Genomic DNA, 12,028 nt, shown 5'->3' with positions numbered 1-12,028 from the left:
AATTTCATTTTGTAGAAAAGGGGAATGGATATGAAGGCACAGGATATTAAGGAAGATAAATCACTTTGGGAGAAGATGCACATTGAAGGTGTAGGGAAAGTTCTTCTTGTTGAAGAGAGTTATTACGATGAAATTATTGATATGGTCAAAGGCTTAGATCAAGCTAACCGATATTTGCGGCATGAATTAAGTAAAGCACAGGGATTTATTGAAGAAGATAATGGGTATATGTCATGAGGATGTATAGATGGAGGGCTACATTAACTGCAGGTGGAGAACATGAGCGTCTCAAAAAACTTAAAGAGCGTAATCGAAAACGCAAATTGCATCGTAATTTCACTATAGAATGTCAAGAAAGTTCAACAGTATGGATAGGTTGGATGTGTTCTAGATGGTTCGCTGAAAGAGCTAAAAAAAGATGTGAGAGACGGGAATTAAAAAGAGCAGCTAGCAAAAGCTAACTGCTCATGTAAGAAAATCGGAGAAAGATAACCATGTGTCTACAGTATTGACGGAATATTGAGTTTTATTCAGGAGAGAGAGAGTGGAGTGAAGAATCTTAGTTTGATACTATTTGATCTTGATCTGCAACATCAGAATCGAAGGTGTTTGTTGCACTAACACCGCTAAAGTTATTGGTAATAAAAGCATTATTCGATGAACCTGAACCATTATAAGATTTTGTATTTTCTTTTGGAGAAACGTTACTAGTTTGTACGACAAGGTTTCCAAGAATAGCTGGCATAGTTTTCACCTACTTTCTTAGGAAGTATTTAAATTAGTATATGGTGTATGTGTCTAGAGGTTCATTTAAGTTTGAAAATTCAAAGATATAGCTTGTGAAAAACTTAACAAAATAATCCTTTTAATAGAAAGTGAGGTTAAAAGAATGGAAGGTAACGTAAGACTATTAGGTGCAGACGGAATGTGTGGAATGGAGTTTATAGGAAATAAGGTTAATGTTTATAACGATGAAGGATACGTAATGGAAAGCATGACAACAAAGGAGCATGTTCAGGAAGTTATTGATTTTCTTGAAGAGTGCAAGAAAGAAATGGAGGAATAAAAATGGGACAAGGTAACCGTGGAATGGCTTTTGAGAAGCTTATTAATCTATCGAACGAAATGTATCAACGCGAGGGAGTCGCGCTGATAAACAAGCGTCCGATTCCTGTAAAGGTATTAAAAATGGTTTATGGCCGTGTGAAAGATGGATATTACGAATCTAAAAGTACAGTAGATTATGACGGCGTGTATAAAGGACGAGCTATAGCGTTTGAAGCGAAGTCTACAAATGAGATAAATCGATTTGATTTAAAGAACATCGCGCAGCACCAATTGGATTATCTAGAGACAGCAGAGAAGATGGGAGCAATATGTTTCTTCCTTATTGGATTTAGTAAGGACCAATCAGTATTTGCGGTACCACTATCAGTCATTCAATCCTACGTAAGGATGTCGCAACAGCCAAAAGGCAAGAAGTCTATGCCGAGAGCAGACTTTGATATTTATGGATACTTAGTAGAACAGACAGAACGAGCTCCAGTTGATTACTTACAATACATAGACGAGGCAGTAGCTCCAGTTATGTTTGATGGGATGATTCAATTTGATCAGGACCATAAAAAGGTAGCAAATAACATTGAAGCAGCAAAAGAGAAGATGGTCAACAAGAAACGTAAATTATTAAAGGCTTAATGGATAACGAAACCATGCAGAGTGGATGGTGGGGGCTACTCGCTATGCATGTTTCCCTTATTCAACAAAGAGATCGTAAAATTTCATGTACCTTACGTGATGTTAAAAAGACAAATTCGAAATAGGGGGATTCCTTCATGGAGAGACAATTAACTTTATTACCGGCTATCGATGATAAGAAAGTACAAAAGGATTTATTAGATGAGGATGAACGCAAAATCGTTGAACGTAAGTTTCTGACAAATGAGAGAGTAAAAGATTCAGATGTTTATCATGATCTATTACTCAAGAAGACATATTTCTATGAGAAGAAGCAGAGTGCGGTTAAATTGATTGCTACAGCGCTAGGAATCATCTAAAAATAGCGAACAAAACGCGGTCAAAATGCGAACTTTTTGGGGGACTAAATAAAATGTCAAAAATTATAAATTATATGTACAAGCCCTTTGACAACCGCATAACGAAGAGGATTAACACTCCTATTAGTGAAACGTTCTTATGCGAGAATGTCACGGTAACGTATACCGCATAGTAGGGCGGGCAAGGCGGTACGAACCCGCGTTAAGACGAAAAGACCAATGAATGTATAACAATGACATATTCCAGCACGGCGGGTGTGAGATAACTCGCATTCGTCATGCTGTTTCTAATTTGTATCAATCGATCAGTACAGAATCCACCTTCTGTATTGAATATTGATATAAAAATCAGTATTCCTGTATGTGTCTATTTCTAGAATGGGGGGTTGCTCATGATTGAGTGAACTCGTTCTAAAAAGTCACACGTTATAAAATGGTTGTATACGTAACTTGAATTATCACCTATAGTAATTACTCACGATTTTTACTATCGGGATAAAACAGGGTGTAAAGAGACTAGTCACCTCTTTACTACAGCCAATATTAGCGGTTAACCCCCTTTCCGTGTCACTGATATTGGTTGTAGTAAGGCGGTGGAAAAAGGTAGTACCGTCTTGATTTGATTATAAAGATTGATTCCCTTTATATATCACGTTGTTATTTCATCTGTCACGGGACGAAATATAACAAAAAAAGGTTTCGTATACCGACTCCACGGAGTATAAACGAGAGGACGATTCTTAGTCTTCTCCCAGTCACCGAACGTAAAGCGCGTAGCTAATAAGAGCTAAAAAATTACATGATGCGGTGGCTTGGAGAAGGTTGAGAGTAACTCACCTCAATCTGGAATGAAGAGATACTTATTGCCATTTGTTTTCTCTCTTTTCTCCCATCCCCTTGAAAGCTGTCACTTCGGTGATGGCTTTTTGTTTGTGTGGAGTTCTATCATTCTATCAAATAGATAGAATGAGAGAGGAGGGAATAATTATGAAAGAATTTTCAGTTGTGGTGCAATGGTTTAACGGGGAATATTATGAATATGTGACTTCTTTCAGTAGTAATGAAGTTACAGTAGATGATGTTGAACTGTTTATCGAAAACAGTAGACAACGTTTTATTAAAATTGGTGAAGATTTGGTTAATCTTGATAACGTATTATCAGTAAACGTAAGTGAAATTAATAATTAACCATTAACCATGATAAAAAACAGAAAGGCATCCAAAACGGGTGCTTTTTTCTTTGTTATATAGAAATTACACATTAAACATATATTTATAAGCGCTGTTACGACACGCTAAGGAACAGTAACAAAAAGATGAGACCGATGAAACCGTATAAAAACCAAAAGAATCCTAAGACGGGGAATGTTTTATGAAATTTAAGCATGGTAAACCTCCTTGGGTATATAGAGGATTATAATATATCGTTGGTCTATATAGAAGAGGAAACATAAATTGGTACATGTTAAACGAGAGTTTGAACAAAATGGACATTTGGTTAGGAGGATGATGGATTGGTATGGTTCGGGATAACAGTAGTCGTATTAGCTAGTGTAATAATAACGTTTATCATTAATGATATTTTAAGTGTAATTAGAAATAGCAAAAATCATGATTAAACCAATAGCAATTATCGTAGGCGCTGCCGTGATCTTGGTGGTGTCTTGTTTGTTGTTAAGGAAGAGGTTTTAGTGATTTTTAGAAAATAAAGATTTTTAACCTTTCAAATGGTATAATTTTCATATTATTAAAATTAAAAAGAAAATATATACAAATAAAGGGATGGGGTTGATTTAAATGAGGGATTCTGATCATAAAGAAACAAAGGCAATATTAAAGATATGGTTCATATATATACCACTTGCGTTTGAGGAACTCATTTTTTCGAATATTATAGGTTACTTCAGAAAAATAAAAATTAAGACTTTGCTTAGGAAAAACAATTAAATAAATTAATTGTTTTTTATTTTTTCTTAACAAAACAAACGAACACAACGAACGAAAATAGAGATAGTTAACAAGGTGAAGTTTATGCAGGAAATAACGGTGGTTAGGTGCTGAAAATGGCGTTTTTAAGCCGATGTATAAAATTATGAATAACTCTTATTCATCGGGAATTAAGAAAACACTGATACTGCGGTATTTACCATTTATCTTGTCAACATAATGCATCTTATCGGTAGTCATTTTGTGTTTTTAAAAATAAGATTCTTTTGAGGTGATTTCGTGCTGATCTATACAGTTGTGATGTGGGACAATGCTGATACAGATATTATGTTAGCTACCACAGACAGAGAAGAAGCATTAAAAGAATTCGAATCATGTGTAGCGTTCTCTTTACAGGTTTGGGAAAAGGGAGAAGTACTGATTGAGATGATAAATAGTGAAGGTGAATACTTTGCTGAGGGCGGATTAGAAAGATATCCGGAAAAAGGACGACAGTTATTTAATGAGATAGTTAAACAATTACAGTAGCGAATCTGCTACTTTTTTATTTTATAAAGAAGCAACTATGATACTCTATATCCTTTCATGTTAATATAAAAGAAAAAAAGAGGATATATGAATGCTTGTATTGGGTTTTATGTTGATTGGCTTAGGTATTTTTATTGTTTGTTTAGCTGTAATTGATGGAGTCAGAGAGGCGAAAGAAAATAAGTACAGTGGGTTTAAGGATTTTATAATAATAGGGCTGATGTACATTGTAGAAATAATTAGTGATTTATGGGGTTTTCGATTGTTTTTCATATTTATAGGATTGGCATGTATCGTATTTGGTGTGACTATTTTAATAGTGGAATTATATTAAAGGATAAGCAAAGAGCATCTGATTAGGGTGCTTTTTTATTTTGAATAGAAAAAGGAACCATAATAGGCTCCTTAATTCGATTCAGAAGTTGTGTAGTTTTTCTTGAGGATATCTTTTATATTGATAATTAAGGATATAAGGAATCCAGCAGTTAGGATACCGTTTACCCAGTAATATGTATTCCCTGATGTAAATTTATTATAAAAGGAATCGACATTATAATATGCTAAGCCTGCTGAAATGACGGTAGAGATTACTAACGTACCAAAACTTTTCATGATGCTGCCTCCAATTCTGAAATTTTAGACTTTTAACACAATTATACATTTAAATAAAAAGGTTTACAGATTTTCCGAACGGGAAAGCCCACTACGGTGCGATAGCAACCCCTTTTAGGGGTGGGGTGATAGTGAGGTTGGATGCGGAGTACCACTGAAAACCGTTAGGTTCGTGGTACTTTAAGTATACAAAAGTGTTTTCTCATTTTTGTATACTTCCCTGTAGCAGTTTGTTATAAAAACTGATACATTTGATATATGAATGAATATAGAAGAACAAATACAACCGTATCCTTAGTTAACTATCATTTTGTGTTTTGTCCTCGATATAGGAGGAAAATATTCCTTTGTACAGATGTAGAAGAGCGCTTTAAAGAGTTGGTACAAGAAATATGCGACGAATTAGAAATTGTCATTGTCGCTTTAGAGTGTGACAAAGACCATACACATATGTTTTTAAACACACTGCCAACATTTAGTCCTGCTGATATTATGGCAAAAATCAAAGGAGTGACTTCAAAAAAATTGAGAGAGGAATTTCCTCACCTTAAACATTTGCCGAGTTTATGGACACGTAGCTATTTTGTATCTACCGCAGGAAATGTATCGAATGCGACTATTAAACGATATGTGGAACAACAAAAGACAAGGGGCTGAGAAAGGTGCAAATTAAATGTAGTAATTGCGGATTTGAACAATTTATGAAAGACCATAAATTTAACAGAGAATATAAAGATGACTACAATAAAGCCTTGTTTGTTCTGTGTGAGAGAAATACTTGTGATACTTCCCAAATTAAAATTCCGAATGGTTATATCAGAGAAATGATGTGGCTTGGTTCGTGGTCAATTGTGAGAGATATAACTTTAGACGAATACAAAAGTCTTAAAAGAGCCAGATTTCTTAAGGATTTAGGTGAAGAAAAATGTACCAAGCTGTAACAGTAAAAATCAAGCTACTTCCTACAAAAGAACAGGCTTCCATCTTAAATGCTATGGGGAGAGAATATATCTCTACAATCAATGCACTTGTATCTGAAATGGTCGCGGAAAAGAAAACAACTAAAAAGACTACAAAAGATGTTCCTGTAAACCTTCCAAGTGCAGTGAAGAATCAGGCTATCAAAGACGCTAAGAGTGTGTTTCAAAAAGTAAAGAAGGGAAAATGTGAAATAATACCAGTGTCAAAGAAACCTATTTGTGTGTGGAACAATCAAAACTATTCGTTTGATTTTACCCATATCAGCCGACCTTTAACGATAGAGGGCAAAACAAAGAGAGTGTCTGTTCGTGCCTTAGTGATTGATAAACACAACCGTAATTTAGATTTGTTAAAACACAAATTAGGCACGCTTCGCATCACGAAAAAATCAAACAAATGGATTGCTCAAATTTCTGTCACCATTCCTACGACTGAAAAAACAGGAACAAAAATTATGGGTGTAGACTTAGGATTGAAAGTTCCTGCTGTGGCAGTGACGGATGATGAAAAAACTCGATTCTTTGGTAATGGCAGGCAAAACAAATATGTCAGACGCATGTTTAAATCTAAACGTAAGAAATTGGGTGAATCGAAGAAATTGAGTGCGATTCGTAATTTTGATGATAAAGAACAGCGATATATGAAAGACCAAGACCATAAAATAAGTCGTGCAATTGTAAATTTTGCTAAAGAAAATAAGATTTCTGTCATTCGCTTAGAACAATTGGCGAACATTAGACAGACGACAAGAACAAGTCGTAAAAACGAAAAGAATTTGCATACTTGGTCATTTTATCGTCTATCTCAATTCATTGAATACAAAGCGAATTTAGAAGGTATTAAAGTTGAGTATGTAAATCCTGCATACACAAGTCAAACATGTCCAAACTGTTCTAAAAAGAACAAGGCACAAGACAGAAAATACAAGTGTAAGTGCGGATTTGAAAAGCATCGTGATTTAGTCGGTGCTATGAATATTCGATATGCACCTGTGATTGATGGTAATAGTCAATCAGCCTAAGATGCTATATGCACTGTCTTAGGAGGGGCAATGAGATGCCCTCATCTTGAAGGCTGTTCAAAACAGAAATGGACTGCGAACGTTTAGTCATTCAAGAATCCCACCCGTCACACCGTTAGGTGTAGGGCTTGCGGCTTTAGCCGTGGGAGTCTCAAAAAGGAATTACCATAAGGAGGAGTTATAACGAGTTTCTTCCTAAAAATACGGCTTTTATAACAAAAGAGGGACAAATTAATGTCTCTCTTTTTATTTTGAAAGGGGTGATAGTTTTGGAACAAAAAGAGTACGAGCGAATTGCGAAATTAGAAGTACAGCTGCAATCAATGAATGAGACTTTAATCCGTATTGAAGAAAAATTAGATTACAACCAAAAAAACTACATGCAGCGGTCAGAAGTAGAAGAAATGTTTAAGTTTCGTGATCGAGAAATACGTGACTTGAAACAAGCGCAAGAAAAGCTGGAGAGTGACAAAAAAGCAAACATATCGATGTGGATTTCAGGACTGTCATTGGCAGTCCTTTTATTATTTTACATTTTAAATTTCCTAAAGTGAAAGGAGGTGCTAGCATGAAAAGTTTTGATGCAGCTTCAATTAGTCGCTATGTCGTATTAGTAATTGCTGTGATTAATAGTGTTGTAGATTTGAAATAAAGTTGCACCGTTTATAATAAAGTTTAACCGTTTTGAAAATAGATTAACTGGTTATAAAAAAGTCGTACTGTTCTATAGAATGAACTGTCCCCCGAATCAGGGGTACAGCCGAGATACGTGTAAAAATAGGTCATAGCCTTACTTTTATTTCCAAATGAAATTTATTGAGCTTATAAATATTGTTTCTGTTGCTTCGTCTATTTTTATTAAGTAAATTGTCTATTATGGGTTAACCCTAAGTATCCATTAGTTAGCTACTGAAAACACTTCGTTTCAATTGTATAATTAGGGTGTATGATAATTGGTTCAAAAATCATAGAGAATTCTAGACAATTGTATCACAAAATGATATATTATTTTTGGATATATCATTTTGTGATACATATTAAAGAGATATAGAAGGTGATGGGTTGAAAAAAACTGAGCAATTAACGGATTCAGTGTTTTATATTATGGCTGCTTTAACGAAACCAAGGCATGGTTACTCAATTATGAACTTAATTGAAGAAACAACAAAAGGGGCAATTACTATAGGTCCTGCTTCCATGTACACGATTATAAAAAAGTTATTAAAACAAGAATGGATTTATTTGAATGATGGTTCGGATTCAAGGCGTAAAACATATCTGCTTACTGACAAGGGCAGAGAAGTATTAGAAGAAGATGTGAAGGTAAGAAAACTGATGATTCAATTAGCAGAAACGGGATTGAAGGAGGTTAAAGAATGAGAAAAACAAAGTATATTACGTCAGGTGGGTTAGCTTTTTCTGAGGAAAAGGACATGGAAAAATTACACCGATTTTCTTTAAAGGGTTGGCATGTTAGTGATTTTAAGTTTATGGGGTATACGCTTGAAAAAGGAGAATGCTCAGATTATATCTACAGTGTAGATTATCGTTCATTAAAAGAGGGTGAAGCAGAGGAATACTTGGACTTTTTTTCATTCTCTGGATGGTCGCATATTGCCTCACAAGGAAACATTCATTTATTTCGAGCACAACCTAATACAAAACCAATTTATAGTGACCGTGACACATCCGTAGAAAAGTATGGGAATTTAGCCCGTTCTATGAATTATTTTGCCATTCCGTTCGTTTTAATAACAGTACTCGTATGGTTTGGAGCAATGATAAGCTCTGGTACATTACAATCCATACTGTTGACAATAGCAGTTATTTCCACTGCCACTGCACTTCCAATAGTTTGGACTGTAATCACAACATATAGTAACAAATGGAAGGTACAAGAAAAAAAAGGCTTAGCTAATCTTTTGAAAACTATACGAGCCCTTCTCTTCTTAATAGCTATTTTTATATTGTTATACGCCTCTGGCAGTGCAGTTAACATGTTAGCGTCTATGATTATTGGAGCAATCGCACTTCCAACTGCTATTTGGCTTATCATGTCTCTTTGTCATAAAATGAGGGGGAAAAAAGCTTAGTATAGGATTCGAATAATAAAGTTTTAGACATTGTTATCCAATTTCGCATACAACACTAATTTAAATTAGTGCTAAAACAACTTAAAAATTCTTAGCGTGGTTTATTTCCGTTTCGCTGGCGGTACCCTTATATCACTAGACATATAAAACGATTCGGTGATTATGTAATTGACTTACAAAAGATTCCTCATCCAATAGAAGAAGCGATACCCCTATAAATAAAATAGGTCATAGATGGAAATAAAAGTAAGTCTATGACCTGTTTTTACACGTATCTCGGCTGTACCCCAATCATGGGCTCTTTTTATTTCTTAATCAATGTGATATATTTTTATCATATAGCGCGAAATATATCACATAGGGGGGATTATATGAAAAATAAATTATCTTATTTGGGGTTTCTTGGTTTTTTTGGCTTTTTAAGCCCGTTCTCATTTTTAGGTGATTATGCACCACTTGTAGGTTATTTTTTCGGTTTCTTTTTCTTCTTTTTGTATGTAAAGGTTGTGCCCGATGAGCTCTTTATACAGCATGTTCGTATCGCCGCTACAAGAGCATTTTTCGTAGCACTCATACTGGGCATTATAGTAACATTAAGTGTTTTGATTTTGGAAAGTTTAGAGGTAATTAGATTCCTTGTTACAATTTCGCTTTTCATACCATTCGCTACATTCCTAATTAGTCTTGAAATATTTGAACATAGAGAAAAGGAAGGGATGCAAGATGCCAATTAAGACTCGAATGAAAGAATATAGGGTAAGGCTAAATATGTCTCAAGAAGATTTAGCTAACAAGGTTGGGGTCAGAAGAGAAACAATTGGGAATCTCGAAAATGGAAAGTATAATCCTTCATTCAAACTTACTTATGATATTGCGAAGGTTTTGAAAGCACCTATTGAGGTTCTGTTTTGGTTTGAAGAATAGGTTAGGTAAAAATAAACTTTTGTAATAGACATGTCCATGGGTTTTGATCAATCTTTTTTATAAAACTCTTATACTTAGTTAGAAAGATTAACTCCATTTTGATTAAACTTCTTTCAAAATGGAGTTTTTGCATTTTCTGTTAAATAAAGGTTGCAGGAAACTTTTTAATCAATCTTTATTCTAAAGCTACAAGTGTCTTAAATCTTGTGGGATACCAAACGATTGATGACAAAATCACAAACGATTTAGTAGCCGTAATTACAGGAGCATTTACCCTGTATATGGCTTGGAAGAACAACTATTTGAGCAACAAAGGGGTACAACAAAAAGATGTATTAGAAAAAAATAACTTACACTAAGAGGAGATGTTGAATAATGAAATATCATGAGAGAAACGTTCGTAATTTAAATCAGTTAGTGGATAATACAAAAGCTGCAGCATTCAAGTGGTATCAATACTGTGTAGATAATGGGATTGAAGTATTAATTTATGAAACAATTCGTACAGTGGAGCAACAACGTGAAAATGTTCGTAAAGGAGCATCACAAACGATGCGCTCGTATCACTTAGTAGGACAAGCTTTAGATTTTGTATCAATTAAATCAAATGGGACAGAAGATTGGAATGGATATAATAAAGAACCATGGGCATCGGCAATTCGTTATGCGAAAAATATCTGATTCGAGTGGGGTGGTGATTGGAAAGGCTTTGTTGATAGTCCACACTTACAATATAACTACAAAGGGTATGGAACTGATATTTTTGGGAAAGGTGCTCAGAATATTCCTTCTCCTCCACCTTCAAATGATAGTACAGGGGTTGCTTATATTAACGGTAATAATGTGAATTTACGCAAAGGACCGGGTACTGGATATGGAGTGGTTCACCAATTGCAAAAAAGAGAGTCTTATAAAGTATGGGGAGAGTCAAATGGTTGGCTAAACCTTGGTGGCGATCAATGGGTGTAGTGACAATTACAGCAGATGTATTTCGTGTTCGTACTGGCCCAGGAACAAACTATGCATAGGTAAAATGCATTTCTACCTATTTTACTGTTGTGTACGATATGCAACTATATGAATAGAGAAATTAGACCAGCTATAACAATCAATGGAAGGATTACTGCAAGTTTATTTTTTAGAGGAATACGTTTATCTGGGACACCTGGATGGACAACAAAAACGAGTACAACAATTGCTCCAATAATACCTAAAAGTATGTTAATGATAATCACCCTCCTATGGAATATTGTTACCAAGAGTATAGTACAGCTAAAGACCGTTGTTAGGTGCGAGTGTAAAAATATGGTAGGTATTTTGGTGAGATTAAGGATCCGCTTTTTCTTGCTACCGATAATGAGATACTATACCTGACTTACATAAATATCCTATTTGTTCAAATTTGTCTTTGCTGATGATACAATTAAAATCATGGAGGGGGATTATGGGGATTTTTTATGTAATAGCACTTTTTCTTATATTTGGCACTGCAACATTTTTATTTATGAAGTCTGGTTCACCAAAAATTAAAGATAAAAACCTATCATTGATAATGGTCTTTCTAGGGATAAATCTAATTACAATTCCAATGGCTTATTTGGTAGGTTCGTTGGTTTCTTATACACATGAGGCGTCAACAGAATTTACATATAATAATCCACTTTATTTTTGGAAAGGATTTTTCTTTATTCAAATAATACCGATTTTTGTGCTATTTGTGGCTTTGATATGGTGGTTTATCCGTAAGGGCAAAGAAAAAATCGACACATAGAATTTTAAAATGACTTCCGCTAACGATAATTATGTGAAATATGCTCTTTTTATAATAACTATAAGATAGGATTTGTATTTAATGGTATAATATG

General features: G+C 34.6%; 19 protein-coding genes and 2 pseudogenes. 18 read left to right on the top strand and 3 right to left on the bottom strand.

Annotated features, from left to right (window positions below; genetic code table 11):
* The first annotated feature begins 30 nt into the window (after window positions 1-30).
* Entirely contained in the window at window positions 31-237 is a 207-nt protein-coding gene (locus tag ACP6L7_RS32380) for a hypothetical protein (protein ID WP_097832727.1), read from the top strand.
* Between the two features lie 322 nt (window positions 238-559).
* Here ACP6L7_RS32380 and ACP6L7_RS32375 read toward each other — a convergent pair whose 3' ends face one another.
* On the bottom strand, window positions 560-745 hold the full coding sequence (locus ACP6L7_RS32375) for a spore germination protein (protein WP_098791736.1): 186 nt from the start codon (window positions 743-745) through the stop codon (window positions 560-562).
* A 144-nt stretch (window positions 746-889) separates the two neighbouring features.
* Here ACP6L7_RS32375 and ACP6L7_RS32370 point away from each other — a divergent pair, with 144 nt between their 5' ends.
* The 6 genes from ACP6L7_RS32370 to ACP6L7_RS32345 all read left to right on the top strand — a co-directional run bounded on the left by ACP6L7_RS32370 (window position 890) and on the right by ACP6L7_RS32345 (window position 4,866).
* Window positions 890-1,066, top strand: coding sequence for a hypothetical protein (locus tag ACP6L7_RS32370; protein ID WP_170961016.1), 177 nt, complete (start codon window positions 890-892; stop codon window positions 1,064-1,066).
* Between the two features lie 2 nt (window positions 1,067-1,068).
* Window positions 1,069-1,698 (top strand): Holliday junction resolvase RecU, encoded by a 630-nt coding sequence (gene recU, locus ACP6L7_RS32365; RefSeq protein WP_097832723.1) that lies wholly within the window; start codon window positions 1,069-1,071, stop codon window positions 1,696-1,698.
* 137 nt (window positions 1,699-1,835) lie between these two features.
* A complete protein-coding gene (locus tag ACP6L7_RS32360; RefSeq protein WP_097832722.1) occupies window positions 1,836-2,057 on the top strand; it encodes an ArpU family phage packaging/lysis transcriptional regulator in 222 nt (73 codons plus the stop codon).
* A 987-nt stretch (window positions 2,058-3,044) separates the two neighbouring features.
* Window positions 3,045-3,245, top strand: coding sequence for a hypothetical protein (locus ACP6L7_RS32355; RefSeq protein ID WP_097832721.1), 201 nt, complete (start codon window positions 3,045-3,047; stop codon window positions 3,243-3,245).
* A 1,038-nt stretch (window positions 3,246-4,283) separates the two neighbouring features.
* Window positions 4,284-4,532 carry a hypothetical protein gene (locus ACP6L7_RS32350; RefSeq protein WP_097832720.1) on the top strand — a complete coding sequence of 83 codons (249 nt, stop codon included), beginning with the start codon at window positions 4,284-4,286 and terminating at the stop codon, window positions 4,530-4,532.
* 91 nt (window positions 4,533-4,623) lie between these two features.
* Window positions 4,624-4,866 carry a hypothetical protein gene (locus ACP6L7_RS32345; RefSeq protein ID WP_002151118.1) on the top strand — a complete coding sequence of 81 codons (243 nt, stop codon included), beginning with the start codon at window positions 4,624-4,626 and terminating at the stop codon, window positions 4,864-4,866.
* A 71-nt stretch (window positions 4,867-4,937) separates the two neighbouring features.
* Here ACP6L7_RS32345 and ACP6L7_RS32340 read toward each other — a convergent pair whose 3' ends face one another.
* Window positions 4,938-5,144, bottom strand: coding sequence for a hypothetical protein (locus ACP6L7_RS32340; protein WP_097832719.1), 207 nt, complete (start codon window positions 5,142-5,144; stop codon window positions 4,938-4,940).
* 258 nt (window positions 5,145-5,402) lie between these two features.
* On the opposite strand from ACP6L7_RS32340, the gene tnpA reads away from it, so the two are divergent.
* The 10 genes and pseudogenes from tnpA to ACP6L7_RS32290 all read left to right on the top strand — a co-directional run bounded on the left by tnpA (window position 5,403) and on the right by ACP6L7_RS32290 (window position 11,191).
* On the top strand, window positions 5,403-5,801 hold the full coding sequence (gene tnpA, locus ACP6L7_RS32335) for an IS200/IS605 family transposase (protein ID WP_097832718.1): 399 nt from the start codon (window positions 5,403-5,405) through the stop codon (window positions 5,799-5,801).
* Between the two features lie 5 nt (window positions 5,802-5,806).
* Entirely contained in the window at window positions 5,807-6,085 is a 279-nt protein-coding gene (locus ACP6L7_RS32330; protein WP_240522905.1) for a hypothetical protein, read from the top strand.
* Complete coding sequence (locus tag ACP6L7_RS32325) at window positions 6,070-7,146, top strand: RNA-guided endonuclease TnpB family protein (protein ID WP_430529692.1); 1,077 nt, start codon at window positions 6,070-6,072, stop codon at window positions 7,144-7,146. Before ACP6L7_RS32330 ends, ACP6L7_RS32325 begins: the two co-directional genes overlap by 16 nt.
* A 260-nt stretch (window positions 7,147-7,406) precedes the next feature.
* The gene (locus ACP6L7_RS32320) at window positions 7,407-7,700 is read left to right on the top strand and encodes a hypothetical protein (RefSeq protein WP_257156219.1); all 294 of its coding nucleotides are present in this window, start codon (window positions 7,407-7,409) and stop codon (window positions 7,698-7,700) included.
* A 508-nt stretch (window positions 7,701-8,208) separates the two neighbouring features.
* Window positions 8,209-8,526 carry a PadR family transcriptional regulator gene (locus tag ACP6L7_RS32315; RefSeq protein ID WP_097832715.1) on the top strand — a complete coding sequence of 106 codons (318 nt, stop codon included), beginning with the start codon at window positions 8,209-8,211 and terminating at the stop codon, window positions 8,524-8,526.
* Window positions 8,523-9,239, top strand: a complete 717-nt coding sequence (locus ACP6L7_RS32310; RefSeq protein WP_097832714.1) for a DUF2812 domain-containing protein — start codon at window positions 8,523-8,525, stop codon at window positions 9,237-9,239. The genes ACP6L7_RS32315 and ACP6L7_RS32310 overlap by 4 nt, the downstream gene beginning before the upstream one ends.
* Window positions 9,240-9,610: 371 nt before the next feature.
* A complete protein-coding gene (locus ACP6L7_RS32305) occupies window positions 9,611-9,973 on the top strand; it encodes a DUF3796 domain-containing protein (protein WP_430529691.1) in 363 nt (120 codons plus the stop codon).
* Complete coding sequence (locus ACP6L7_RS32300) at window positions 9,963-10,163, top strand: helix-turn-helix transcriptional regulator (protein WP_018783661.1); 201 nt, start codon at window positions 9,963-9,965, stop codon at window positions 10,161-10,163. The genes ACP6L7_RS32305 and ACP6L7_RS32300 overlap by 11 nt, the downstream gene beginning before the upstream one ends.
* Before the next feature lie 188 nt (window positions 10,164-10,351).
* A pseudogene (locus ACP6L7_RS32295) lies at window positions 10,352-10,522 on the top strand (phage holin); the annotation flags it as partial.
* A gap of 16 nt (window positions 10,523-10,538) precedes the next feature.
* A pseudogene (locus tag ACP6L7_RS32290) lies at window positions 10,539-11,191 on the top strand (M15 family metallopeptidase).
* 45 nt (window positions 11,192-11,236) lie between these two features.
* Here the strand turns inward: ACP6L7_RS32290 and ACP6L7_RS32285 are convergent.
* Window positions 11,237-11,398 carry a hypothetical protein gene (locus tag ACP6L7_RS32285; RefSeq protein WP_165690509.1) on the bottom strand — a complete coding sequence of 54 codons (162 nt, stop codon included), beginning with the start codon at window positions 11,396-11,398 and terminating at the stop codon, window positions 11,237-11,239.
* Between the two features lie 209 nt (window positions 11,399-11,607).
* Here ACP6L7_RS32285 and ACP6L7_RS32280 point away from each other — a divergent pair, with 209 nt between their 5' ends.
* Window positions 11,608-11,934 carry a hypothetical protein gene (locus ACP6L7_RS32280; RefSeq protein WP_097832712.1) on the top strand — a complete coding sequence of 109 codons (327 nt, stop codon included), beginning with the start codon at window positions 11,608-11,610 and terminating at the stop codon, window positions 11,932-11,934.
* Window positions 11,935-12,028: the final 94 nt, after the last annotated feature.

The sequence above is a fragment of the Bacillus silvicola genome (assembly GCF_050524305.1).
Taxonomy (GTDB): Bacteria; Bacillota; Bacilli; order Bacillales; family Bacillaceae_G; genus Bacillus_A; species Bacillus_A cereus_AT.
Note: the sequence above shows the minus strand (reverse complement) of the source record. Positions and strands in the feature narration are given on the sequence as shown.

Bases quoted from the DNA above. Each gene is read 5' to 3' on its own strand.
- tnpA (WP_097832718.1), top strand. From the start codon at position 5,403: ATGAATGAATATAGAAGAACAAATACAACCGTATCCTTAGTTAACTAT.
- ACP6L7_RS32345 (WP_002151118.1), top strand. From the start codon at position 4,624: ATGCTTGTATTGGGTTTTATGTTGATTGGCTTAGGTATTTTTATTGTT.
- ACP6L7_RS32375 (WP_098791736.1), bottom strand. From the start codon at position 745: ATGCCAGCTATTCTTGGAAACCTTGTCGTACAAACTAGTAACGTTTCT.
- ACP6L7_RS32310 (WP_097832714.1), top strand. From the start codon at position 8,523: ATGAGAAAAACAAAGTATATTACGTCAGGTGGGTTAGCTTTTTCTGAG.
- ACP6L7_RS32300 (WP_018783661.1), top strand. From the start codon at position 9,963: ATGCCAATTAAGACTCGAATGAAAGAATATAGGGTAAGGCTAAATATG.
- ACP6L7_RS32380 (WP_097832727.1), top strand. From the start codon at position 31: ATGAAGGCACAGGATATTAAGGAAGATAAATCACTTTGGGAGAAGATG.
- ACP6L7_RS32280 (WP_097832712.1), top strand. From the start codon at position 11,608: ATGGGGATTTTTTATGTAATAGCACTTTTTCTTATATTTGGCACTGCA.
- ACP6L7_RS32305 (WP_430529691.1), top strand. From the start codon at position 9,611: ATGAAAAATAAATTATCTTATTTGGGGTTTCTTGGTTTTTTTGGCTTT.
- ACP6L7_RS32325 (WP_430529692.1), top strand. From the start codon at position 6,070: ATGTACCAAGCTGTAACAGTAAAAATCAAGCTACTTCCTACAAAAGAA.
- ACP6L7_RS32340 (WP_097832719.1), bottom strand. From the start codon at position 5,144: ATGAAAAGTTTTGGTACGTTAGTAATCTCTACCGTCATTTCAGCAGGC.
- ACP6L7_RS32370 (WP_170961016.1), top strand. From the start codon at position 890: ATGGAAGGTAACGTAAGACTATTAGGTGCAGACGGAATGTGTGGAATG.
- ACP6L7_RS32360 (WP_097832722.1), top strand. From the start codon at position 1,836: ATGGAGAGACAATTAACTTTATTACCGGCTATCGATGATAAGAAAGTA.
- ACP6L7_RS32355 (WP_097832721.1), top strand. From the start codon at position 3,045: ATGAAAGAATTTTCAGTTGTGGTGCAATGGTTTAACGGGGAATATTAT.
- recU (WP_097832723.1), top strand. From the start codon at position 1,069: ATGGGACAAGGTAACCGTGGAATGGCTTTTGAGAAGCTTATTAATCTA.